21 protein-coding genes are annotated in these 24,355 nt (G+C 59.3%); 7 read left to right on the top strand and 14 right to left on the bottom strand.

Annotation, left to right across the window (positions count from 1 at the left end; genetic code table 11):
- Positions 1-5 precede the first annotated feature (5 nt).
- The 4 genes from FHT92_RS21670 to trxA all read left to right on the top strand — a co-directional run bounded on the left by FHT92_RS21670 (position 6) and on the right by trxA (position 7,860).
- Positions 6-737, top strand: coding sequence for a nucleotidyltransferase family protein (locus tag FHT92_RS21670; RefSeq protein WP_183829157.1), 732 nt, complete (start codon positions 6-8; stop codon positions 735-737).
- A 3-nt stretch (positions 738-740) separates the two neighbouring features.
- The gene (addB, locus tag FHT92_RS21665; protein ID WP_183829154.1) at positions 741-3,926 is read left to right on the top strand and encodes a double-strand break repair protein AddB; all 3,186 of its coding nucleotides are present in this window, start codon (positions 741-743) and stop codon (positions 3,924-3,926) included.
- Positions 3,919-7,464, top strand: a complete 3,546-nt coding sequence (gene addA, locus FHT92_RS21660; protein WP_183829151.1) for a double-strand break repair helicase AddA — start codon at positions 3,919-3,921, stop codon at positions 7,462-7,464. The genes addB and addA overlap by 8 nt, the downstream gene beginning before the upstream one ends.
- Positions 7,465-7,539: 75 nt before the next feature.
- Positions 7,540-7,860 (top strand): thioredoxin, encoded by a 321-nt coding sequence (gene trxA / locus FHT92_RS21655; protein WP_183749697.1) that lies wholly within the window; start codon positions 7,540-7,542, stop codon positions 7,858-7,860.
- Between the two features lie 46 nt (positions 7,861-7,906).
- On the opposite strand, the gene FHT92_RS21650 is transcribed toward trxA, so the two are convergent.
- The 9 genes from FHT92_RS21650 to FHT92_RS21610 all read right to left on the bottom strand — a co-directional run bounded on the left by FHT92_RS21650 (position 7,907) and on the right by FHT92_RS21610 (position 16,794).
- Positions 7,907-9,259 (bottom strand): bifunctional folylpolyglutamate synthase/dihydrofolate synthase, encoded by a 1,353-nt coding sequence (locus FHT92_RS21650; RefSeq protein ID WP_183829148.1) that lies wholly within the window; start codon positions 9,257-9,259, stop codon positions 7,907-7,909.
- A gap of 30 nt (positions 9,260-9,289) precedes the next feature.
- A complete protein-coding gene (gene accD, locus FHT92_RS21645; RefSeq protein ID WP_183749699.1) occupies positions 9,290-10,192 on the bottom strand; it encodes an acetyl-CoA carboxylase, carboxyltransferase subunit beta in 903 nt (300 codons plus the stop codon).
- Positions 10,193-10,231: 39 nt separating this feature from the next.
- Positions 10,232-11,071, bottom strand: a complete 840-nt coding sequence (trpA, locus tag FHT92_RS21640) for a tryptophan synthase subunit alpha (protein WP_183749700.1) — start codon at positions 11,069-11,071, stop codon at positions 10,232-10,234.
- A gap of 6 nt (positions 11,072-11,077) precedes the next feature.
- A complete protein-coding gene (trpB, locus tag FHT92_RS21635; protein ID WP_183749701.1) occupies positions 11,078-12,298 on the bottom strand; it encodes a tryptophan synthase subunit beta in 1,221 nt (406 codons plus the stop codon).
- Positions 12,295-12,969 (bottom strand): phosphoribosylanthranilate isomerase, encoded by a 675-nt coding sequence (locus FHT92_RS21630; RefSeq protein WP_183829145.1) that lies wholly within the window; start codon positions 12,967-12,969, stop codon positions 12,295-12,297. Before FHT92_RS21630 ends, trpB begins: the two co-directional genes overlap by 4 nt.
- A gap of 72 nt (positions 12,970-13,041) precedes the next feature.
- A complete protein-coding gene (locus tag FHT92_RS21625) occupies positions 13,042-13,800 on the bottom strand; it encodes a M48 family metallopeptidase (RefSeq protein WP_183829142.1) in 759 nt (252 codons plus the stop codon).
- Positions 13,801-13,890: 90 nt separating this feature from the next.
- On the bottom strand, positions 13,891-14,325 hold the full coding sequence (locus tag FHT92_RS21620; protein WP_183734600.1) for a DUF2852 domain-containing protein: 435 nt from the start codon (positions 14,323-14,325) through the stop codon (positions 13,891-13,893).
- 144 nt (positions 14,326-14,469) lie between these two features.
- On the bottom strand, positions 14,470-15,744 hold the full coding sequence (locus FHT92_RS21615; protein ID WP_183749863.1) for a polyhydroxyalkanoate depolymerase: 1,275 nt from the start codon (positions 15,742-15,744) through the stop codon (positions 14,470-14,472).
- 207 nt (positions 15,745-15,951) lie between these two features.
- Positions 15,952-16,794: a fumarylacetoacetate hydrolase family protein gene (locus FHT92_RS21610; RefSeq protein ID WP_183829139.1), complete on the bottom strand. Its 843-nt coding sequence runs from the start codon at positions 16,792-16,794 to the stop codon at positions 15,952-15,954.
- Between the two features lie 311 nt (positions 16,795-17,105).
- Between FHT92_RS21610 and FHT92_RS21605 the strand changes: the two genes are divergently transcribed.
- Entirely contained in the window at positions 17,106-17,702 is a 597-nt protein-coding gene (locus FHT92_RS21605; protein WP_183829136.1) for a nitroreductase family protein, read from the top strand.
- Positions 17,703-17,762: 60 nt separating this feature from the next.
- Here the strand turns inward: FHT92_RS21605 and gyrB are convergent, their stop codons facing one another.
- The 5 genes from gyrB to FHT92_RS21580 form a co-directional block, all read right to left on the bottom strand.
- Positions 17,763-20,198 (bottom strand): DNA topoisomerase (ATP-hydrolyzing) subunit B, encoded by a 2,436-nt coding sequence (gene gyrB, locus FHT92_RS21600; RefSeq protein WP_183749706.1) that lies wholly within the window; start codon positions 20,196-20,198, stop codon positions 17,763-17,765.
- A 133-nt stretch (positions 20,199-20,331) separates the two neighbouring features.
- Positions 20,332-20,709 carry a helix-turn-helix domain-containing protein gene (locus tag FHT92_RS21595; RefSeq protein WP_183749707.1) on the bottom strand — a complete coding sequence of 126 codons (378 nt, stop codon included), beginning with the start codon at positions 20,707-20,709 and terminating at the stop codon, positions 20,332-20,334.
- Positions 20,706-21,275, bottom strand: coding sequence for a Smr/MutS family protein (locus tag FHT92_RS21590; RefSeq protein WP_183829133.1), 570 nt, complete (start codon positions 21,273-21,275; stop codon positions 20,706-20,708). The genes FHT92_RS21595 and FHT92_RS21590 overlap by 4 nt, the downstream gene beginning before the upstream one ends.
- Positions 21,275-22,390 (bottom strand): murein transglycosylase A, encoded by a 1,116-nt coding sequence (locus FHT92_RS21585; protein ID WP_183829219.1) that lies wholly within the window; start codon positions 22,388-22,390, stop codon positions 21,275-21,277. The genes FHT92_RS21590 and FHT92_RS21585 overlap by 1 nt, the downstream gene beginning before the upstream one ends.
- Positions 22,383-23,087 carry a Tim44/TimA family putative adaptor protein gene (locus FHT92_RS21580; protein WP_183749709.1) on the bottom strand — a complete coding sequence of 235 codons (705 nt, stop codon included), beginning with the start codon at positions 23,085-23,087 and terminating at the stop codon, positions 22,383-22,385. Before FHT92_RS21580 ends, FHT92_RS21585 begins: the two co-directional genes overlap by 8 nt.
- Positions 23,088-23,212: 125 nt before the next feature.
- Between FHT92_RS21580 and FHT92_RS21575 the strand changes: the two genes are divergently transcribed.
- Positions 23,213-23,731 (top strand): FxsA family protein, encoded by a 519-nt coding sequence (locus FHT92_RS21575; RefSeq protein ID WP_183829130.1) that lies wholly within the window; start codon positions 23,213-23,215, stop codon positions 23,729-23,731.
- A 96-nt stretch (positions 23,732-23,827) separates the two neighbouring features.
- Positions 23,828-24,310, top strand: a complete 483-nt coding sequence (secB, locus tag FHT92_RS21570) for a protein-export chaperone SecB (protein WP_183749711.1) — start codon at positions 23,828-23,830, stop codon at positions 24,308-24,310.
- The last annotated feature ends 45 nt before the right edge of the window (positions 24,311-24,355 follow it).

Raw genomic sequence — 24,355 nt, 5'->3', positions numbered from 1 at the left:
CCAGCATGACCATCAGACAAGCCATGGTACTGGCCGCGGGACTCGGAACCCGCATGCGCCCGATTACCGACACGATTCCGAAGCCTCTGGTGAAGATCGGCGGCAAGCCGATGATCGACTATGCACTGGATTCGCTTGTCGAAGCCGGGGTCGAACAGGCCGCGATCAATGTCCATCATTTTGCCGATCAGATGGAAGATCACCTGAAAAACTATCGCGGCCTCGATATTCTGATTTCCGACGAGCGCAATGCACTGATGAATTCGGGCGGCGGGCTGGCGAAGGGCCTGAAGCTGCTCGCCCGAGAACCAGTTTTCGTCATGAATGCCGATCTTTTCTGGATCGGTGAACCGACCGACCGGCCCAGCAATCTACGGCGCTTAGCCGGATTCTTCGATGCCGAACGCATGGATATGGCGCTGCTCTGCGTGCGCATCGAAGATACGACCGGCCATAATGGCAAGAACGATTTCAGCCTGAGGCCCGACGGTCGATTGACGCGCTATCGCGACGATCCCTCCAATCCGGTCGTCTATGCCGGTGCAATCGTCATGCACCCTGCGTTGCTGGACGATGCACCCGAAGAACCCTTCAACCTGAATATCTATTTCGACAAGGCGATCGGCCGCGGCCGGCTTTTCGGCATGATGATGGAAGGCCATTGGCTGACGGTCGGCACGCCCGATGCAATTGACGACGCGGAGGAGACGATCCGGCGGTTCCGGACGTTTGCGTGAGACATGACGGAGCGGCACCGGCCACGCATTCTGACGATCCCCTCCGGCCTTCCCTTTCTGAAGACGCTGGCGAGTTCGCTTTGTGACGGACGCCTGACACCGCTTTTCGCACATGATCCCGCCGACCCACTGTCTCTCGCCAAGGTAACGATCTACCTGCCGACCCGGCGCGCCGTACGCGTGCTGCGTTCGGAATTCGTCGATCTGCTTGGCGCCCGTTCGGCGATCCTGCCGGTTATCCGGCCACTGGGAGAGACGGATGACGACAGCGGCTATTTCGACGAGGCGCTGCCGGGAACGATCGATCTTGCCCAGCCGCTTTCCAACACCGCGCGCCTTCTGGAACTGGCCCGGCTGATCCTTGCCTGGCGCAACAAGCTGCCGGAGATCGTCCGACACATCCATTCGGAATCGCCTCTCGTCGCGCCGGCAAGCCCGGCAGATGCTATTTGGCTTGCCCGCAATCTGGCGGAGCTGATCGATTCGATCGAAACCGAGGATCTTGCCTGGTCCGAACTCGGCAAGCTCGATACGGGTGAGTATGCGGCCTGGTGGCAATTGACGGCGGAATTCCTGCAGATCGCCAGCGGCTTCTGGCCGGAACGCCTGATCGAACTTGGCCGATCATCGCCGGCCCGCCACCGCAATGCCATTCTGCGCGCTGAGGCTGGCCGGCTTTCGACGGCGAAACCTTCCGGTCCGATCATCATTGCCGGTTCGACGGGTTCGCTTCCTGCCACGGCCGATCTCATCGGCGCCGTGGCGAACCTTCCGGAAGGCGTAATCGTGTTGCCCGGCCTCGACCTCTCCATGCCGGAGGAACATTGGCGGCTGGTCGCGCCCGATCTTCTGCCGGGTCAACGGGCCAATCCGGCAAGCCGCACACATCCGCAGTATGGTCTTTCCGTGCTGCTGAAGCGGCTGAAACTGACCCGTGAGGACGTTCAGCCGATCGAGGAAGCGGAAGCCGATCTGCGCTCGCGCGCGGAAGTCCTCTCGCGGGCGCTTACTCCATCGGAAGCCACGAGTGGCTGGGGCGATTGGAAAAAGGACCTGCCGGAAGGGACCCTTGCCGCGGCATTCGCGGACGTATCGATGATCGAAGCCGCCAACGAGCGCGAGGAGGCGACGGCGATTGCCGTTGCGCTGCGCCTTGCCCTGGAACGGCCGGGAAGAGATGGGGAAAGCAGGGCTGCGCTTATTACGCCAGACCGCAACCTGGCGCGCCGGGTCATGGCGGAGCTTTCCCGCTTCGGCATTCTAGCCGACGATTCAGCCGGTACGCCACTTTCGGCAACGCCACAGGGCACGCTGCTGCAATTGCTCCTTGAAGCGACACTTCGTCCCGGTGATCCCGTCGCCATCGTTTCGCTGCTCAAACATCCGCTTGCCCGCTTCGGGCTGGAGCGCGGCTTTATGACTGGAGCTGTGGAGGCATTGGAGTTGCTGGCGCTGCGGGGCGGCGTGACAGAAGTGGATATAGGATCGCTTGAACAGCTGCTCGACCATCAGCTTTCGGAGCAGGCGCTCGACAGGCACGCGCCGGTGTGGCGCAAGTCGCTGCCATCAGAAGCGTCGGAGATGGCCCGCAGGTTAGCCCGGAAAGTTGAACGTGCCGTGGAGCCATTGGTATCGGCGCTCGTACGGCATCCTGGGGATGATGACGGCCTGACGGGCCTCTTGCTCTCGCAATGGGCCGAACGGACGGGCCGCGCTCTGGAGAGTATCGCTGCCGACGGACATGGCAATCTGGCAAGCCTCTGGTCCGGTGAAGCGGGTGATGCCCTGGCAAGTCTGCTTGGCGAAATCATCGATACCGAAGGCCAGATGGAAGCGGAGGGGCCACAATGGATCGATATCATGCAGGCGTTGTCGGCCGGTCATGCCGTCAAACCCGGCGCCCTCAGCCACCCTCGCCTCTTCATCTTCGGTACGTTGGAAGCGCGCCTGCAGAATGTCGACACGCTGATCCTCGGCAGCCTCAACGAAGGGTCATGGCCGGGGCAGACGACCAACAATCCCTTCGTCTCCCGCACGATGAAGACGGAAATCGGGCTGGAGCCGCCGGAACGGCGCATCGGCCAGCTGGCGCATGATTTCGAGATGGCGAATGGCACACGCCATCTGATCTACTCGCGCGCGCTGCGTCAGGGCTCGACGCCGACGGTCGCCTCCCGATGGCTGCAACGGCTGCTGGCGCTCGGCGGCGAGGATCTCGAAGAGCAATTGCGCAAGCGGGGCGCGCGCTTCGTTCACTGGTCAAACCTGATAGACTTGGGTGACAATCAGGCGCCAGCGCAGAGACCCTCTCCCAGGCCACCACGGGAACTGCAACCCAAATCCTATTCCTTCAGCGAAGTCGGTCGGCTGCGCCGCGATCCCTATGCGATTTATGCGCGGCGCGTGCTGCGGCTCGATCCCGTCGACCCGTTCAATCGCGATCCTGGCGCGGCGGAACGCGGTACGCTCTACCACAAGATCATCGATCGCTTTGTTCGCGAGGACCATTCAGCAGGCACGCCGGAGGCGGCAGCGGCGATGGAAATCATTCTGAACGAACTCTTCGATATGGAGCAGTTGCCGCCGCATATCGACGCCGTCTGGCGGCCGCGCTTCCGCGAAGTCGCGCGGGCTTTTCTGAACTGGGAGGCCGGACGGCAGCCCGATGTGCAGAAGAGGCTGACAGAAGTCAGAGGCGGCATCGAACTCGATGGAATCGATATCCGGCTCACCGGCATCGCCGACCGCATCGATATCAAGGGGCCGAACAGTGCCGATATCATCGACTACAAGACCGGCTACAATCCCTCTCCGACGCAGGCCCGAGCGCTGCTGGACCCGCAGCTTGCGCTTGAGGCAGCCGCGCTTCAGGCCGGGGCCTTTCGCGATGCGGGCAGCCTTGTTCCAAATGATCTTCTTTATGTCCGCCTGCGGCCAGGCACGCGCTTTCTGGTCGACAAGATCAACAATGAGGAAGCCAACAGCGACAAGGCAAAATCGGCGATGCAGCTCGCCGAGGAATCGATCGATCAACTGGTGAAATTCGTGGCCCTGCTGCAGTCAGGTGAAAAAGGCTTCACCTCGCGGCTGATTCCCGCGCAGCAGTTCGATTTTGGCGGCGATTACGACCATCTCGCCCGTGTTGCGGAATGGGCAACCGCTGACCCGGAAGGAGGAGGCGATGATTGAGCCGACAGCGCTTCCCGAAGATGACGATCCCGGCACATGGATCAGCTGGACGACGATCCAGCAGGCGATCGCATCCGATCCCGGGCGTTCGGCATGGGTGTCGGCCAATGCCGGTTCCGGCAAAACGCATGTTCTGACCCAGCGCGTGATCAGGCTTCTGCTGGCGGGTGCGCGGCCTTCCGCCATTCTCTGCCTCACCTATACGAAGGCTGCCGCCTCCGAAATGTCGAACCGCGTCTTCGAACGGCTGGCGGAATGGGTAATTTTTCCGGATGAGGAACTAGCCAGGCGCATCACCCAGATCGAAGGTCGTGAGCCGGATTCACTGAAGCTTGCGGAAGCAAGACGGCTGTTTGCCAAGGCACTGGAAACACCGGGTGGGCTCAAGATTCAGACGATCCACGCCTTTTGCGAGGCGCTGCTGCACCAATTCCCGCTGGAAGCAAACGTCGCGGGGCATTTCTCCGTTCTCGATGACCGGGCGGCCGCGACGCTGCTTGCCGATGCGCGACGCTCGCTTCTGACAGCAACAGCGCCAGAGAAAGATCGAGAACTCGCCGATGCCTTCGGCTATGTGCTCAATCTCGGCGACGAAACGGGGCTTGAAAATCTGCTCGGTGAGATCGTTGCGAACCGAAATGCCATCCGCCGTTTCATGCTCGCAGCCGAGCCGCATGGCGGCGTCGATCGCTTGCTCCGCAAGAGGCTAAGCCTTTCACCTGATGATACGGAGGAGGGACTGGCCGAACGATATTGGCCCTTGCCTGGGCTCTCGGGTGCAACGCTGGAACTTTACCTGTCGCTTGCCACAATGAAGGGTGGCGCTAAAGCGCAGGATGTTGCCGAAGGCCTGCGCCGCGCCGTACGCGAACGAGATGTGACCGCGCGTTCGCAGATTCTGGAGAAGATTTTCCTGACATCGAAGGGCGAGCCGAAGACGGACGGGCAATTCTTCGTCAAGGCGATGCTCGCGGAAGCGCCACAGCTTGCCGATGCGATCGCTTCCGCGCGGACGCATGTCGTCACGTGCCGAGACCGCCTGAAGATGATGCGAATGCATACGGCAACTCATGCCGCCCTCGTGCTCGCGGACCGGCTGAACCGGGATTATGAGGAACTGAAAAAGCAGCGCAGCCATCTCGATTTCGAAGACCTGATCACACGTACCGCAGACCTGCTTACGAAGAGCGGTGTCGGCCCGTGGATCCACTATAAGCTCGATCAGGGTATCGACCATATTCTCGTCGATGAGGCGCAGGATACCAGCCCTATCCAGTGGAGTGTCATCCAGTCGCTGGCGGAAGATTTCTTCTCGGGCGAAAGTTCGCGGCCCGTGGCCCGGACATTGTTCGCCGTCGGCGACGAGAAGCAGTCGATCTATTCCTTCCAGGGCGCACGGCCCGAACGGTTCTCCGAAGAGAAGGAGCGAACACAGCGCCGGGTGCAGAACAGCGGTCTCGATTTCTCCACCGTCCGCCTGCCGCTCTCCTTCCGCTCCACCTCCGACGTGCTGCTCGCCGTCGATCACATCTTTACCCCACCGGAGAATGCACGCGGCCTCGGCACCGAACCGGTCGTTCATCGCTCCAGCCGTATCGGCCATCCCGGTGCCGTCGACCTCTGGGAAATGGTCGTGCCCGATGCCGTGGTAAAGGACGAGGATTGGACCGCTCCTTTCGATGCAACGCCCGAGAGCGCGCCGGCCGCCATCCTGGCACGGCGCATCGCGCACACGATCGGTACTCTCGTCGGCCGCGAAACGATCGTCGAAAAGGGCAAGGAACGCTTCATCGAGGCCGGCGATATCCTCGTTCTCGTCCGCAAACGGGACGCCTTCGTCAATGCGCTGACGCGGGAACTCAAACGGCGTGGCGACATTCCGGTCGCCGGCGCGGACCGGCTGGTGCTGACCAGTCATATCGCCGTACAGGATCTGCTGGCGCTCGGCCGTTTTCTTCTTCTGCCGGAAGACGATCTTTCGCTCGCCGCTCTCCTGAAAAGCCCGCTCTTCAATCTCTCGGAAGAGGATATTTTTGCGGTTGCGGCGCTGCGTGGCGAGCATGAAAGCGTCTGGCACCATCTTCGCAAATATGCCGACGACGGCAATGAGCGCCTCGGCGCGGCGGTTGCAAGGCTGGAGCTCTTCCTTGCCCAGTCCCGAAACCTTTCGGTCCATGATTTCTATGCCCGTGTCCTTGGCAGTCATGGCGGCCGGCGACAGTTTCTGGCGCGGCTCGGTACCGAAGTCAGCGATATTCTCGACGAGTTCCTGACCTTTGCGCTCGACCATGAGACATCGGGTCTCCCCGGCCTGCAGTCCTTTATCTCGACGTTGGAACTTGAAGCGCCGGAGGTGAAGCGCGAACAGGACAAGGGCCGCAACGAGGTGCGCATCATGACGGTGCATGCCTCCAAGGGTCTCGAAGCGCCAATCGTCTTTCTGGTCGATGGCGGCTCCAAAGCCTTTACCCATACTCATCTGCCAAAGCTCCGGTTGCTTGATGCGGGGCCGGACGAGCCGCCGATGCCGGTGTGGATTCCCGTCAGCGATCTCGGCAACTCGCTGACGTTGACGGATGCAGCACGCATCCAGCTTCTTGCCGAAGAGGAATACCGGCGCCTGCTCTACGTGGCGATGACGCGTGCCGCCGACCGGCTGATCGTCTGCGGCTATCGTGGCGTGCGGCTGAACAACGACACTTGGCATATGATGATTTCCACTGCCCTCGACGCGGAGCATCCGCATGTCGAAAAGGCGACTTTCGCCGGCCCGGATGGCGAGTGGGACGGCATGCGCTGGCGTGTGCCGCAGGTCGAGCGCAGCTTCGAGCGAATGGACCGTGTGCCTGAGCAGGCAACGGTCGAAACGGTTCCCCCGGACCTGTTCCGCCCTCTGCCGCCTCAGAATCAATTGCCGCGACCACTCAGCCCTTCGGGTGCCGGAACGATCATTGACGAAGAGGCCGATGATCTCCTGGTGACCTCACCGCTCTTCGGCGATCAGGAGGGCAGCGATCGTTCTCTGGAAAAGGGCCGTCTTATCCACCGGATGCTTCAGGCTCTTCCCGATATTCCGGCGGAGGAACGAGCCGACGCAGCGAAGCGTTATGCTGAACGCGCGGCGCAATTCTGGCCGGCTACAGAGCGGCAGGCTTTGGTCGATTCGGTCGTGAAGCTTTTGCAAGATGAAAGGCTTCAGGCCGTCTTCGATGATCGTGCCCAGGCGGAAATCTCGATCATGGGAACCTTGACGCTGGAAAACCGGGAATACGCAGTTTCCGGCCGGATTGACCGTCTTGCTGTCCTGCCAGACAACGTCGTTATCATCGACTACAAGACAAATCGTGTTCCACCGGCGAGCGAAGACAAAATCCCGTTTGCGCACAAGGCGCAGCTTGCGATCTATCGGGAAATACTGAGGCCGCTCTATCCTGCCAAACGGATCGATTGCATGCTGGTCTATACAGAAAATGCGACCATCCATACTCTTCGCGAACAGGCTTTGGCTTCGGCACTTGCAGGACTCAGCACAAAGTGAAATATCGGACATTGAAATTCCGGCGCCGCACCCTCACATGTTACGCAACAGCAAATTCCGGTAAAGGAGCAGCCTATGACCACCGTTAAGGTCGATATCAACAACTTCCAGTCGGAAGTTCTGGAATCCGCAGAACCCGTCGTCGTCGATTTTTGGGCCGAGTGGTGTGGTCCGTGCAAGATGATTGCTCCGAGCCTCGAGGAAATAGCTACGGAATTGGCCGGCAAGGTCAAGGTTGCGAAGCTCAATATCGATGAAAACCCGGAACTGGCTGCCCAGTTCGGCGTTCGCTCGATCCCGACGCTTGCAATCTTCAAGGGCGGCGAAGTTGCCGATATCTCTGTCGGCGCAAAGCCGAAGACGGCGCTTTCAAACTGGATTTCCAGCGCAGCCTAACGATATCGAATTCGATGCAAAAAGCCTGGCCAATGCCGGGCTTTTTTCATTTGGGGGGAGTGCCGTTTTCCGCCAGCACTTCGCCGACGAGATAAAGTGAGCCGCCGATCAAAATACGCGGTGGCGGCGCCTCAGGATCGGCTGTCGAAGCGATGGCTTGCAGGGCGTCGACGACTGAGGACATCGGTTCGGCCACGAGACCGGCATCATAGGCGGCATGGGCCAGAATCACCGGATCGATCATCGCCTCGCTGCCGTGGATCGGCACGCAATAGATTTTCTCTGCGAGGCCCGCGAAGGCCTTAAAATAGCCGACGGGGTCCTTGGTGTTGATCATGCCCGATATCAGGAACAGCGGACGAGACTGGCGCTCTTCGAAATTCGCCATGGTTTCGGCAATCACTTCACCGGCACCCGGATTGTGGCCGCCATCGACCCAAATTTCCGACCGTGCCGGCGCATGGCTCAAAAGCCTGCCTTTCGTCAGCTTCTGCAGGCGGCCCGGCCACTCCACCGTTTCCATCGCCTTTTCCATCATCGGTTCGGTGACGGTGAAGCCCGCAGCCTTGACGGCGCGGATGGCGGCAGCGGCATTGGCATATTGATGGCGCCCGGGGAGGCGCGGCAAAGGCAGATCCGCCAAGCCGAATTCATCCTGATAGATCAGCCGGCCATATTCCTCATGCGCGATGAAATCCTGGCCGAAAACGGCACTTGGGCAGCGCAGCCGCTCGGCGGTCGACATCAGCACATCGAGGGCTGCGTCATAGTCCTGATGGCCGATGACGACCGAATTGCCGCGCTTGATGATGCCGGCCTTTTCCGCAGCGATCAGTTCCACCCGATCGCCGAGATAAGGCTGATGATCGAGTGAAATCGGCATGATGACCGAAACGGCGGGATCCTCGATGACGTTCGTCGCGTCGAAACGGCCGCCGAGACCGACCTCGATGATTGCCGCATCGGCCGGATGTTCGGAAAAAAGAATGAAAGTGACGGCCGTCAGGATTTCAAAGACGGTGATCTTCTCACCATCATTGGCCTTGGTCACGCGTCGCAAAGCTTCTGCGAAAACGGCATCATGAACCAGCTGTCCACGCCCGCCTGGAACACCTAGACGGTAGCGTTCATGCCAGTTTACGAGATGCGGAGATGTATGGACGTGAACGCTATATCCGCCCGCTTCCAGGAGTGCGCGGCAGAAAGCCGATGTTGAGCCCTTACCGTTGGTGCCGGCGACATGGATGACGGGAGGAAGGTTGCGCTCGGGATTGCCGAGTGCTTCCAGAAGACGCTTGATGCGGTCCAATGACAGATCATAGCCTTTGGGATGCAATCCCATGAGCTTTTCGATCTCCTGTGCCGCCTCACTCACCACGATCTGGCCTCTGTCTGCCATCGGCCCGCCCTATTCTGTGAGGTCTGCTGCTCAGGCGCTCGCCGCCAGAGCAATCATCCCATTGGCATCATTTGCTGCAGTAGCCGGCTTCTTGGTCAGGATCTTCAACAGGCGCGCCAGAGTCTCCGGGATATCGTGACGCTTGACCACCATGTCGACCACGCCGTGTTCCAGAAGATATTCCGACGTCTGAAAGCCCTCGGGAAGTTTTTCACGCAAAGTCTGTTCGATGACGCGCTTGCCGGCAAAGCCGATTTCGGCGCCCGGCTCGGCCAGATGAATGTCACCAAGCATAGCGTAGGACGCCGTTACGCCGCCCGTCGTCGGATTGGTCAGAACCACGATATAGGGCTGGCCTGCTTCCTTGAGCATGTCAACCGCAACCGTCGTGCGTGGCAGTTGCATCAGCGACATGATGCCCTCCTGCATACGAGCACCGCCGGAAGCCGGGAACATAACAAGCGGGCACTTTTCCGCAATCGCGCGTTCGAACGCTTTGACGATAGCCTCGCCAGCAGCCATGCCGAGCGAACCGCCGATGAAGTTGAATTCATGGACGACGGCAACGAGCTTCAGGCCTTGCACGCTGCCGAGACCGGCAAGGATCGTGTCTTCCTGCTCGGTCTTGAGACGGCTGTCACGCAGACGATCGCTATATTTCTTGGAATCGCGGAACTTCAGCGGATCCTGGGCGACCTTGGGCTGTGGCAAAGCTTCATATTCGCCGTTGTCGAACAGGTCGGCAAGGCGCGCCTTTGCCGGCATCTTCATGTGGTAGCCGGAAGCTGGGATGACCCACTTGTTGCTTTCCAGGTCCTTGTGGAAGACCATCTCACCCGTTTCCGGGCACTTGATCCAGAGGTTCTCCGGCACTTCGCGACGACCCAGCATGGAATTGATCCGCGGGCGAACGTAGTTAGTGATCCAGTTCAACTCGAATACTCCTGATTGACTAGTGCCAATGTGGGGAAACTATTCGGCAGCAACAAGGCGCGCCGAACGCGTTCCTGTGGAAAGGCCCCGAACCAGCGTCGCAACGGCCTGAACCGTATCCGCTGTCGCCTTCCCCTCTGCCGTCAGGCTGTTGGCCACCTGATTGACGATTGCGGTGCCAACGACGACGCCGTCGGCCGAAGCACCGATGATCTTTGCGTGTTCAGCCGTTTTGACGCCGAAACCGACGCAAACGGGCAGATCGGTATGGTCCTTGATGCGCTTGACTGCGCCCGAAATCAGCGACGGATCCGGCAAGGCCGAACCGGTGATGCCGTTCATCGAGACATAATAGACGAAGCCCGACGTATTCCTCAAAACGGTCGGCAGGCGCTTTTCATCTGTCGTCGGTGTGGCCAAACGGATGAAATTGATACCCTTCTTCAGAGCCGGGATGCAGAGCTCGTCATCCATTTCCGGCGGCAGGTCGACAATGATGAGGCCATCGATTCCGGATGCCAGCGCATCATCGAGAAACTTTTCGACGCCGTAAATATAGATCGGGTTGTAGTAGCCCATCATGACGATCGGCGTCGTATCATTGGTCTTGCGGAAGTCGGCAGCGAGCTGCAGCGTCTTCTTCAGCGTCTGGCCGCCCTTGAGGGCACGCTGGCCGGCGAGCTGGATCGCGGGACCATCGGCCATCGGATCGGAAAAGGGCATGCCGAGCTCAATAACGTCCGAACCTGCTTCCGGCAGCGCCTTCATGATGCCGAGCGAGGTCTCGTAATCAGGGTCGCCTCCCATGAAATAGGTTACGAGCGCCGGGCGGCCTTCCGCCTTCAGATCGGCGAAGCGTTTGTCCATACGTGCGGTCATATTTCTTTACTCACCCATTCCCAGGATCTTGCCGACGGTGAAGATATCCTTGTCGCCGCGGCCGGAGAGGTTCATGAGGATGATCTCGTCCTTGCCCATCTTGGGCGCGCGCTTGATGACTTCGGCAAGCGCGTGCGAAGGCTCGAGCGCCGGAATGATGCCCTCAAGGCGCGTCAGCGTCTGAAAGGCTTCAAGCGCCTCATGGTCCATGATCGGCACATATTCGGCACGGCCGATATCATTCAGCCATGAATGTTCCGGGCCAATGCCGGGGTAGTCGAGGCCAGCCGAGATCGAATGACCTTCCTTGATCTGCCCGTCATTGTCCTGCAGCAGATAGGTACGGTTGCCGTGCAGTACGCCCGGCGAGCCGGCTGTGATCGAAGCGCAGTGCTCATCGCCCTGCAGGCCCTTGCCGCCAGCTTCAACGCCGACGATCTTGACTTCCTTGTCGTCGAGAAAGGGATGGAAGATGCCGATCGCATTCGAACCGCCGCCAACGGCAGCGATGACGAGATCCGGCAGACGGCCTTCCGCTTCCAGGATCTGCTGCTTGGCTTCCGTGCCGATAACGGCCTGGAAATCGCGCACCATTTCCGGATAGGGGTGCGGACCGGCAGCCGTGCCGATCAGGTAATAGGTGCTGTCGACATTGGTGACCCAGTCACGCAGCGCTTCGTTCATAGCGTCCTTCAGCGTGCCGCTGCCGGCCGTGACAGGCTTTACCTCGGCACCCAGCAGCTTCATGCGGAAGACGTTCGGCGCCTGACGCTCGACGTCGGTGGCGCCCATGTAGACGACGCAGGGCAATCCGAAACGGGCGGCGACGGTGGCAGAAGCCACACCGTGCTGGCCAGCACCGGTTTCGGCGATGATGCGGGTCTTGCCCATGCGCTTGGCCAACAGGATCTGGCCGATGCAGTTGTTGATCTTGTGCGAGCCGGTATGATTGAGCTCTTCGCGCTTGAAATAGATCTTGGCGCCGCCGAGATGCTCCGTCAGGCGCTCGGCGTAATAGAGCGGGCTCGGGCGGCCGATATAATGGGTGCCGAGCTGCTTCAATTCCGCCTGAAATTCCGGATCGTCCTTTGCCTTGTTCCACTCTTCCTGCAGATCGAGGATCAGAGGCATCAGGGTTTCGGCCACGAAACGGCCCCCATAAATGCCGAAGCGGCCGTCTTCGTCCGGACCGGCGCGGAAGGAATTCGGTTTAGGCGTCTCGTTCAATTTACACTCCCTGTGGTCGTTTCAGGCATACATGCCTGTTCAACCGCATCGAAAAACTCATCGATCATGTCCAGGCTCTTCACGCCCGGTGCACTCTCGACACCGGAGGCGGTATCGACACCCGGCGCCTTCGTCATTTCAAGAGCCTGGCCGACATTGGCCTTATTAAGTCCGCCTGACAGCATGTAGTCGACATTGCCGTCAAGCCAGGTGAGCAGGCCCCAATCGAAGGAAACGCCATTGCCGCCGGGCAGTTCAGACCCTTTTGGCGGCTTGGCATCAAAGAGAAAACGGTCAGCGATGCCGATATAGGCTTCGACCCTCTTCAGGTCATCGGCGGTGCGGACCGACAGTGCCTTGATGACGGGGATCCCGTACATCGCCTTGATGGTCAGCACGCGCTCGGGGCTCTCGCTGCCGTGAAGCTGCAACATGTCCGGTCGCAAAACTGCAACGATTTCATCGAGATCGTCATTGCTCGGATCGACCACGACGGCGACGATCTTCGCCTTGCCGCGAGCCGGTTCCGCAAGCTTGCCGGCAATATCCGGCTCGACATAACGCGGGCTTTTCTGGAAAAAATTGAAGCCGATATGCGTCGCTCCGCGCTTCAATGCGCGCTCGACAGTCTCAGGCGTCTTCAAACCGCAGATCTTGATATCCGGTCTCATGGCAGCGAAGTGACACGAAAAGGGAAAAGAGTCGAGCCAATTTGCAAATGCTCGCCGCATTTAAAGCTGACGCTAATCGAACTCTATCGCGTGCAATTGGCTGCCGTGGCGTTTCAGCCAGGATTTAGCCTCTTCCATGTGCGGGCAAAGCTTCTTGCAGAGCGCCCAGAAGTGCGGACCGTGGTTCATTTCCTTTAGATGCGCGACCTCATGGGCGGCAAGATAATCGATCACCGAAGGCGGCGCCATGACGATGCGCCAGGAGAAGCTCAGATTTCCTTCCGAGGAGCAGGAACCCCAGCGGCTGCGGGTATCTTTCATCGAAATCGAGCGGATCGGCGCCTTGATGGAGCCGGCATGCAGCCGCGACAATCTCTCAAGATCACTGCGCGCCTCTTTCTTGAGGAAGGTCGCGATGCGCCGGCCAATATGTTCCGGCATGCCGCTGACGCGGAGTACCGGTTTGCCGTCCGTCACGACGGCCTCAGTCAGCCCACGCAGGCTGCCTGTGTGCTCGATATGATGTCTGACACCGCGAATGAGAATTTCACCACCGTCGCGCAGGCCGGTATCTGTAGAGAATTTCGCAAGCTTGGTCAGCAGCCAGCCCTGATGGCGATCAAGGAAGGCGTTGACTTCGCGGGCGGCAAGTCCCTTCGGCACCGTCATCTTCAATGCCCGGCCGCCCGGCTCGATACGCAGTGTGATTCGGGTTGCCCGGTCATGCTGCTTGATCGTCAGGGGCATCAGACGGCCGGCGACATCCAGCGTCCGCTTTTCGGGCGGCGCCGGTTTTTTCGTCATACGACGGATCTTCGGGAGCGGGAACATAGGAGTTTTCTATACGATTCGGCAGAAATCCGAACAAAGAAAAACCGGCATCGCAAGCGATGCCGGCCGTAGATTTTCTGTGATCACACTTTACGGCGTCTGGTATTCGGCGACCGGACCATTGTCGTCGCGTCGGCCGTTCTTGCGCTCGCGCATGAAGCGATCGAATTCTTCCTGATCCTTGGCGCGGCGGAGCTCGCGCAGGTAGGAATCGAATTCCTCGCGCATTTCATCGAGCTTGCGGCGCTCCTCCTCGATACGATCGAGCTCGGCCTTGCGCCAATCGTCGAAGGCGACATTACCCGTCGAGAAATGCGGGCGGTGACGACCGTGCGAACGGCGGCAGCCTGCAAAGAAGCCATCCGTTGCCTGGTTAACGTCACGCTTGAAGCCACGCAGCCGCTCGCCGAAAATGATGTAGGCAAGCATGGCCAGCCCCAGAGGCCAGAAGACCATGAAGCCGAGGATCATCAAGGCAACGGTAGCCGGAGTCCAATCCGGGCGAAGCAATGCTGACTGGTTCATCGTGCGGTATCCTCGCGTTCAGCACCCGACAGGATGCCGAGTGCTGAAAAAACAGATGGTTACCGCTGAACCGGCCTTCAAGACGATTTCAGGTTAAATCGAATAAGACCTTGAATCGATGGCATTAAATCAGCGTTTTCTAACTCACGCGGATTTGCCACCTTTTATGACGCGCTGAACCGCCGGTTTCTTCGCTCGCGAATGCTGGCGCGTGAAGGAGACGATACGAGGTGCGATCTCTCGGCGGAAGCGAGAACCGTTGAAGACGCCATAGTGGCCGACATCCGGCTGCAAGTAGTGCATGCGCATATGTTCAGGGATGTTTACGCAGATGGACTGCGCGGCCTGAGTCTGGCCGACGCCGGAGATATCGTCGTTCTCGCCTTCGACCGTCAGCAAAGCCACATTACGGATCACAGCGGGGTCAACGCGCTTGCCGCGATGCATCAATTCGCCCTTCGGCAGCGCGTGTTTCATGAAGACCTGCTCGACCGTCTGCAGATAGAATTCCGCGGTGAGGTCCATGACGGCGAGATATTCATCATAGAAATCGCGGTGCTTTTCCGGTTCGCCGTCGTTCTTCACGAGATGCATGAAGAACTCCTTGTGGGCGATCAGGTGACGGTCGAGGTTCATCGACATGAAGCCGGAAAGCTGCAGGAAACCCGGATAGACGGGGCGCATGAAGCCCGGCTGCGGCCAGGGCACGTTCATGACGACATTGTCGGCAAACCATTCGAGCGGGCGCTCCTTGGCAAGCTTGTTGACGGCCGTCGGATTGATGCGGGTATCGATCGGGCCGCCCATCAGCGTCATCGACGACGGAGCGAGCGGATCCTTGGCCTCTTCCATGATCGCAGCAGCTGCCAGCACCGGCACCGAGGGCTGACAGACCGCGATGACATGCGTGTCATGGCCAAGGAAATGCAGCATCTCGATGACGTAGTCGATGTAATCGGAAAGGTCGAAGGTACCCTCCGTCATCGGCACCATGCGCGCATCGACCCAGTCGGTGATATAGATGTCGGCGTTCGGCAAAAGTGCTTCGACAGTGCCGCGCAGCAGCGTCGCATAGTGGCCGGACATGGGTGCGACGATGAGGATGCGCGGATCGCCATTATGGCCAGCCGGCACATCGCGGGAGAAATGCAGGAGACTGCAGAAGGAGCGCGTCCAGACCACTTCCTCGCGAACCGTAACCTTCTTCCCGTCGATGACGGTCTCATTGAGCCCGAATTCCGGCTTGCCATAACGGCGCGTCGTGCGCTCGAACATTTCGAGGCTGGCCGAAATGGTGCGGCCGATCGGAGTCTGCGAGAAGGGGTTCAGCGGATTGGCATAGGCAAAACGCATCATATCGGCTGCAGCGCGGAAGGGAGCCAACGCTGCATGGTTCAATTCGTAAAGCTGGTAGAACATGAAGGGCGCCACCTTTCTCTATCCGGCAAAGACGGCGCCAATTGAAGGGCACCGGACTCTTTCCGTTAACGCTGGCACATCAACGTAGGCTAACAGGTTTTTGTTGCACAGCAACATAACATTACAGTCCGAAAGAAAAATGCCGGAAAATTGATCCCCGGCATTACCTTGATGCACAAAGTTTAAGCTTTTCAGCCGGAAAAATAGTTAACGATCCGCTACGAAGAGCTGCTTCTGAGTGCCGAGACCTTCGATACCGAGTTCGACGACATCGCCGTCCTTCAGGAAGCGCGGCGGCTTCATGCCCATGCCAACCCCCGGAGGCGTGCCGGTAGAAATGACGTCACCGGGCTGCAGGGACATGAATTGGCTGAGATAGGACACGACGAAAGCGACGCCATAGACCATGGTCTTGGTGGAGCCGTCCTGCATCATCTGCCCGTTGACCTTGAGCCACATGCCGAGGTTCTGCGGGTTCTCGACCTCATCCTTGGTGACGAGCCAGGGGCCGATCGGCCCGAAGGTGTCGCAGGACTTGCCCTTGGTCCACTGGCCGGAACGCTCGGTCTGGAAGGCGCGCTCGGAGACGTCGTTGGAGACGCAGTAGCCGGCGACATAATCCAGGGCCTCGGCTTCGCTCACATATTTCGCGGTTTTGCCGATGACAACACCGAGCTCGACTTCCCAGTCGGTCTTTTCGGAACCGCGCGGGATCTGGACATTGTCGTTCGGGCCGACGATCGCCGACGTTGCCTTCATGAAGATAACGGGCTCGGGCGGCACGGTCGCGCCGGTTTCAGCCGCATGGTCGGAGTAATTCAGGCCGATGCAGATGAATTTGCCGGTGCCGGCAACGCAAGCGCCGATACGGCTGGGCGCCAGTTCCGGCAGGCTCTTCGGATCAAGGGCGGCGATCTTTGCAAGACCTGCCGGCGTGATCGTCTCGCCGCCGATATCGGCGACATGGGCGGAAAGATCGCGGATCTTGCCATCGACATCGAGCAGGGCCGGCTTTTCGCGGCCCGCTTCTCCAACGCGCATCAGCTTCATGAATATCCTCCTCATGGAAAGCGGGGTGCGCCACCTATGAACGAATTATTCATCGGTGTCATTATGCCTTTCTGCACAAGCGGTACGCTCGGCTAGAAAATTTCAGGGCACATTAGAACCACTCCCACCTGTCGGACCTGCTCGGGTTGACGCCGCCTGAGCGTGAATCTTCGCGAGCGTAAGGCTGATTCTACAACTGATCGTGTGTTGGCTGCGACCAAACTGTGCTTGCCAAGCAAGCGAGGACGGAAATATCACTTAAGTGGTCCCACAATGGAATCCCCGTCCATCGCCAACATCCGGAAGCCAGCATGACGAAAGCCAACAGCCGCGAATCCGAATATCCAATCGATCCGATGTTTCTCGACCGTTGGTCACCCCGCGCCTTTACCGGCGAGATCATTGAAGAAGCCCAGCTTCTGACGCTGCTCGATGCAGCGCACTGGGCGCCATCTTCCGCAAACTTGCAGCCATGGCGCTTCCTCTACGCATTGAAAGGCTCCGAGCACTGGGAAGAATTCGTGAGCCTGCTCGTCGAATCCAATCAGGAATGGGCGAAGAATGCCTCGGCACTGATCTTTGTGATCTCGCGCAGCTTCAACGGCGCTCGCAGCGAGGGACGGTCAAGCTACACACACTCTTTCGATGCCGGCACGGCCTGGGGTCACCTTGCCATTCAGGCCCGTATTTCCGGCCTCTATGCTCATGGCATGGGCGGCATCAAGCATGATGAGATCAAGGAAAAGCTTGGGATCCCCGATGGCTATCGCGTCGAAGCCGGCATTGCCGTCGGTCGTATCGCCGACAAGAGCATCCTTTCTGAGCGCAATCGTGAGCGCGAATTTCCGAGCCAGCGCAAGCCGCTCTCGGAGGTCGTCTTCAACGGCCATTTCGTCGGAAACGATTGATTGCAAAATAAAAAGCCCCGCGAGCCCGATGGCTGCAGGGCTTTTTGGTGACCGGTTCGGTCAGATATCGAGGTTGGCGACGCTCAGCGCATTGTCCTGGATGAATTCGCGGCGCGGTTCGACTTCATCGCCCATGAGGCGGGCAAAGAGACCATCGGCATCGGTCGCATCGCTGACCTTGACCTGCAGCAGCGAGCGAACGTTCGGATCGAGCGTCGTTTCCCAGAGCTGCTCGGCATTCATTTCGCCGAGACCCTTGTAGCGCTGCATCGTTAGTCCCTTGCGGCCGCTGGCGAAAATCGCATCAAGAAGAGCGCGCGGGCCGGAAATTTCGACATCGCCATCACGTCGGCTCAGTGCCGGTGGCGTTTGATAAATTTCCTTCATGCGTGGCGTCAACTGATCGATAAGACGGGCATCCTGGGAGCCGATCAATGCCATGTCGAGCACGATGACTTCCTTGACGCCGCGAACCATGCGTTCCAAACGAATGCCGCCCTCGCTGGTGAGGTTACCTTCCCAGCCGCGTTCAGTTTCCTCAGCGATAAGGTCGAGCCGCTTGGCGACTTCGCCCGCCAATTCCAGAGCACGGTCCGCATTGCTGACGAGTTCGGCATTGAGGGCACCGGCGATCGCCGCCTGTTCGACGACGGCACGATTGTAGCGCGAATGCAGATTATCGAGCAGCGCGCGCAGACGCAGGGCATCATGAATGACTTCATTCAGATCCTGCCCGACGCGAACTTCGCCGCTGGCGAGCTTCAGCGCCGCATCTTCCAGCCCCTGGCCGATCAGATAATCTTCCAGCGCTTTTTCATTCTTGACGTATTGCACCGACTTGCCGCGCGAAACCTTATAGAGCGGCGGCTGGGCGATGTAGAGATGGCCACGCTCGATCAGTTCCGGCATCTGGCGGAAGAAAAAGGTAAGCAGCAGTGTGCGGATGTGGGCGCCATCGACGTCGGCATCCGTCATGATGATGATCTTGTGATAGCGCAGTTTCTCGGCATTGAACTCATCCTTGCCGATGCCGGTGCCAAGCGCGGTAATGAGTGTGCCAATTTCCTGGCTCGACAGCATCTTATCGAAGCGGGCACGCTCGACATTCAGGATCTTGCCGCGCAGCGGCAGGATTGCCTGATTTTCACGCGAGCGTCCCTGCTTTGCCGAACCGCCTGCCGAGTCACCCTCGACGAGAAAGACTTCAGACTTGGCTGGATCGCGTTCGGAGCAGTCGGCCAGCTTGCCCGGCAGTGAGGCAATATCCAGCGCACCCTTACGGCGCGTCAGCTCGCGCGCTTTGCGCGCAGCTTCACGGGCGGCAGCGGCTTCGACGACCTTGCCGACGAGAACCTTGGCTTCGCCGGGATGTTCCTCGAGCCAAGTGCTGAGCGCTTCGTTGACCAGGCTTTCGACGACCGGGCGCACTTCCGAGGAAACGAGTTTGTCCTTGGTCTGCGAAGAGAATTTCGGATCCGGCACCTTGACCGAAAGAACCGCCGTGAGGCCTTCGCGGCAGTCGTCGCCCGTCAGCGTCACCTTTTCCTTTTTGGTGATGCCGGATGTGTCGGCATAGGAGGTGATCTGGCGCGTCAGCGCGGCACGGAAGCCTGCCATATGCGTGCCGCCGTCGCGCTGGGGGATGTTGTTGGTGAAGCAGAGCACATTTTCGTGGTAGCTGTCGTTCCACCACATGGCCACTTCAACGGTAATGCCATCTTTTTCGCCGCGGATCGCCACGGGCTTTTCAACGAGCGGCTTCTTGGCGCGGTCGAGATAGGAAACGAAGGCTTCAAGGCCGCCGTCATAGACCATCTCTTCCTGCTTGATATCGGAGTGACGTTTGTCCGTCAGCAGAATGCGAACCCCTGAGTTGAGGAAGGCGAGTTCGCGCAGGCGGTGCTCGAGCGTGCCGTAGTCGAACTCCGTCATCGTGAAGGTTCCTGAGCTCGGCATAAAGCTCACTTCCGTGCCGGTCTCGTTGCCGGCCTCGCCTGTTACCTTCAGAGGGGCATCCGCGACACCATGGGTGAAGCTCATCTCGTGGATCTTGCCCTGGCGACGGATCTTCAATTTCAGCCAGACGGAAAGTGCGTTGACGACCGAAACGCCCACGCCATGCAAACCGCCCGAAACCTTGTAGGAATTCTGGTCGAACTTACCGCCGGCATGGAGCTGGGTCATGATGACTTCAGCTGCCGAAACGCCTTCGCCGCTGTGAATATCGGTTGGAATGCCGCGGCCGTTATCCGTCACGGTCACAGAGCCATCCGGATTGAGCGAGACGGTGACAATGTCGGCGTGGCCGGCCAGCGCTTCATCAATCGCGTTATCGACGACCTCATAGACCATGTGGTGGAGGCCCGAACCGTCGTCAGTATCGCCGATATACATGCCGGGGCGTTTGCGCACGGCATCGAGGCCCTTCAGGACCTTGATGGAGTCTGCGCCATATTCGGTGTTTACGCCGTTTTCCGTCGCGGGTGCATCGGTCATTCTGTCGAGATTTTCCCTGTTGTCGTCAGCAACGGCGCGCCTTGCGAATCACCGGCTTTTTCAATGTTGAATATAGGTTTTTTGCAGCGAGTTCCCAATGGCAAGGTCCTAAAACAAGGCATAAATCAGGGGATTATGACGCTTTTCCGTCCACTTTGCCGCCATTTTCAAGAAGCGCCGATAACCGGGCGATATCGGCGCTGTCAAGGCTGCGGATTCGCTTGGCCAGCCGATTGGCAAAATCGGTGTATTCGGGCGGCAGCCCCGAAGTATCGACGACAACACGCGGATCGGAAGAGCCGGCAACGAGGAAGAGTTCCTCGGCCTCATCCCAGATGATGTTGAAGTAGCCGGCGATGCGCTGCAGCAGATCGAAGCTCGGCATGCCGCGCTTTCCATGCTCGAGTGCCGAGAGATAGGCGGGTGAGACATTGAGCGCCGCCGCCATCTGTTTTTGCGTCACGCCCTTGCGGGCGCGCAGCTTGCGGACTGCTTCAGCAAACGGCGTCATGAGTTTTCCCCGGCACGCCGCGACAGGCGGATATAGAGGGCACCAGCCCCACCGTGATGCTGGGCCGCAGGTTCGTAGGACGAAATCAGAAAACGGAACTCCGGTTTGGAAAACCAGAGCGGCACCGCGCGCTTCAACGCGCCCTCGCTGCCCATGGAGCTGCCCTTGCCGGTAATGACGAGGACATGCCGCATGCCGCGTTCATGCGCACGGATCAGGAAATCGAGCAGGAAGGAATGGGCCTCACTCTGGACCATGCCATGAAGATCGATCCGTGCTTCCAGCGCCAGCTTGCCTTTGGCGATCTTGCGCTTGACCGGCCGCTCCAGCGGATGGTGGACGCCCGAAGACTGTTTTGCGGGTATCTGGGCTACTGCTTGCTGCGGAACCGGTGTGGCCGTCTTCTGCTTCTCCGCCTTTTCTTGTTCGGCGGCCGCTTCAGCCTCCGCCAGGAAGGCATCAAGGGCCGTCAGTTCATCCGTCTTGCCGGGCATAGGCCGGGTACTGCGGGCGACCTTGCCCCAGAGGATTCTCTCGTCTGCGCTGAGCTTGCGGTCCTTCGCCATCAGAGGAACCTCGCTGCAGCGGCATTGGGGATGAGAATTACAAAATCGGCATCGTTGCGTACCGTTCCCGCCAACTCTCCTGCATCATAGCCCGAACCAGTGAAAATATCTCCGCGCGCCGGACCGACAATTGCCGAACCGGTGTCCAGCGCCAGCATCAGTCGTTGAAACGGCTTACCGGCATCAAGGTGTGTCAGGGTTTCGGAACGGATGAAAAATGGAAAACCGAACGTGTGGATCAGGCGGTCGACGGCGAGCGATCGTCCCGCGAGCAGCGGCACTTTTGCAGCGGCGATCGGCCCTGAATTTGCATCGTCGACCGGTACTTCACGAAAGAAAATATAGGACCGGTTATGCCATAGGACTTCGTCGATCTGGTCCGGATGAGCGGCAAGCCATGCACGGATCGCCTGCATCGAAATTTTTGCGCGATCGATCTCGCCGAGGTCGATCAGCAGCTTGCCAATAGCCGAAAATGGATGACCAGCTTTTGCGGCGTAGGTGATGCGGCCAAGTCTGCCATCCGGATAGCGCAGCCGGGCAGCGCCCTGCACATGGACAAAGAAAAGATCGACCTTTGAATTTACCCAGGCGATCTCGAGACCACGGCCTTCCAGATAGCCCTGATCGATGTCGCGGCGATCCGGATAGGCATCGATCAGCCCGTCCCGCACACGCCCGAATGCGTAGGAACTATCGAGATTGCCTGGACGATTTTGATCGTCGAGGTCGATAAGATCCTCCGGTCGCCGGTAGATCGGAAACCGATAGGTCGCGTCCCGTCTGTCGGAAACTTCGATTTCGGGTTCGTAGAAGGCGGTGACGAAACCGCTAGCGCCGTCGGCCCGGACAATCCGAAATGGCTGACAGTACTTCTCAAAAAAGGCGCGTGCTTCCTCCGCTGAAGACGGGCGAAACGCCTCTGCTTCCTCCAGCAATGGAAGTAGGTCAGCTGAACTCAGCCCCAGCGACCCCATATGATAGGGTTTGGTTTCGGAAATATAGCGGCGACAGGCAGCCATGACTTCAAAAAGGCTGGAGGGATCGTCATCCCTCCAGCCTTTCAATGCGTCGAAACTGACTGCCTGAAGGGCGAAGCCTACTGCGTCACTCATGTTCCGATTCGGTCGCGACGAGTTTCCAGTTGGGGTCGCGCGAGCGCGTATCGCGAGCGAAGGTCCAGAGATCGTTGACCTCGGCGACATTTTCGGCGTCGCCATCGATCAGCACGTCGCTCTTGTCGTAGGTCGCTGAGATCAGCTGGCTGATGATGCGCACAGTGATTTGCGCCTCGCTGCCCTTGGTCTCGGCATGCGTGATCTCAGCCTTGTCAATGCCCACGAAGGTGGACTTCATCTTCTCGCCCTTGTTTTCGCGATCGCTGATCGCCGCATCAAAGCCGTCATAGACCTCCCGGGATAGAAGATTCTTCAGCGTTTTGCGGTCGCCATCAGCAAAGGCCATGACGATCATCTCGTAGGCCATGCGGGCGCCATTCAAGAATTCCTTCGGGTCGAAGGAGGCATCGGCTCTGCTGAGCGCGCGCAGCGATTCGTTCAGCGGCGTGCCGGCTGGTGCGAAAGCATCGATGGCAGAGAAGCGGTCTTCCTCTTCCCCGTTCACATCGCGCCGCGGCAGGGTTACGACCTTGCCGACATCGGCCGTATCGTTCTGCGCGGCGTCCCGTGGCGTATAGAGATCACGCGGCGGCTTCTCATTTCCGGTGCGGCGTCCAAGAACGGACCGAAGCTGAAAGAAAATCAGCACCGCCGCCACCAGAAAAAATAAAGTGATGAAGTCGTTTGAACTCATATCCCGCCGTTCGCTGTTAACATCCCTGATTTCTAACCCCATATAGTCCGGCTATACGAATGATTCAAATCATGGCTGGTTCTTGGCCAGTGCCAAGAGGAGCCCGGGGCACCCGGGAGAAAGAGATGCGTTTTTCCATGCTCCCGGTTTTTGCGCTGCTTCTGCCGCTTGCCGAAATTGCGGGTTTCGTGATTGTCGGCCGCGCAGTCGGACTTGCTGCGACGCTGGCGCTTGTCGTGCTGGGCTTTGTCCTCGGCTCGTTCCTCTTGCGCCGGCAAGGTATCAGCATCCTGCGTCGCATGTCGGCCGAAGGGCGCAACGGTACCATGCCCGGACGGGAATTGCTCAATCCGGCGATGACCGTAATCGCCGCGCTGCTCTTCATCATCCCGGGCTTTCTCTCGGATATCCTGGCGATCCTGCTTCTTATTCCGCAGGTTCGAAACCTGTTTTGGCGGTCGATTGCAAAGCGTTTCGTTGTGGTCGACCCCGGCAGTAGGGGCTTTTCCTCATCCTCGCATCCGGATTTTCAGAGCCGGTCGGGCAAGCCAGGCGATTCAAAGGTGGTCGATCTTGATGAAGAGGACTATCATCGGCAACCGAACGGAAAGTCACCCTGGTCCCGCAAAAGGCTCGGCGACTAGGCCGAGGCACGCTAACTGCCCAGAGGCCCAGGGTTGTAAGCCCCTCCCCGAAATGTTAGATGGCGGCACCATCCAATGCCCCTCGAGGAAAAGCCCATGGCAGACGACAACAACAGCAACGGCGCAGCGAGCCCGACCCTTTCGATCCTTGCCCAGTACGTAAAGGATCTTTCCTTCGAAAACCCGGGCGCACCCCGCTCCCTTCAGGCCCGCGACAAGGCACCGGCGATCAACATCAATGTGAACGTCAATGCCAATCCGCTGTCCGAAACGGATTTCGATGTCGTGCTTTCGCTGATCGCTGAAGCCAAGGAAGGCGACAAGACGGTCTTCCATACCGAGCTCGTCTACGGCGGCGTCTTCCGCGTTGCCGGCTTCCCCCAGGAGCACATGCTGCCGGTTCTCTTCATCGAGTGCCCGCGCATGCTCTTCCCGTTTGCCCGCCAGATCGTTGCCGACGTCACGCGCAATGGCGGCTTCCCGCCGCTTATGATCGACCCGATCGATTTCGCACAGATGTTTGCACAACGCGTTGCCGAAGAACAGGCCCGCTCCAAGGTTCAGGCCGTTCCGAACTAAGCCGATCTTTACAGGCACTCGAAATCAAATGCCCGGGTGACACCC

This window comes from Rhizobium sp. BK377 (assembly GCF_014193935.1).
GTDB lineage: Bacteria > Pseudomonadota > Alphaproteobacteria > Rhizobiales > Rhizobiaceae > Rhizobium.
The sequence above is the reverse complement of the archived record's forward strand: the minus strand, read 5'-3'. Positions and strand labels throughout refer to the sequence as shown.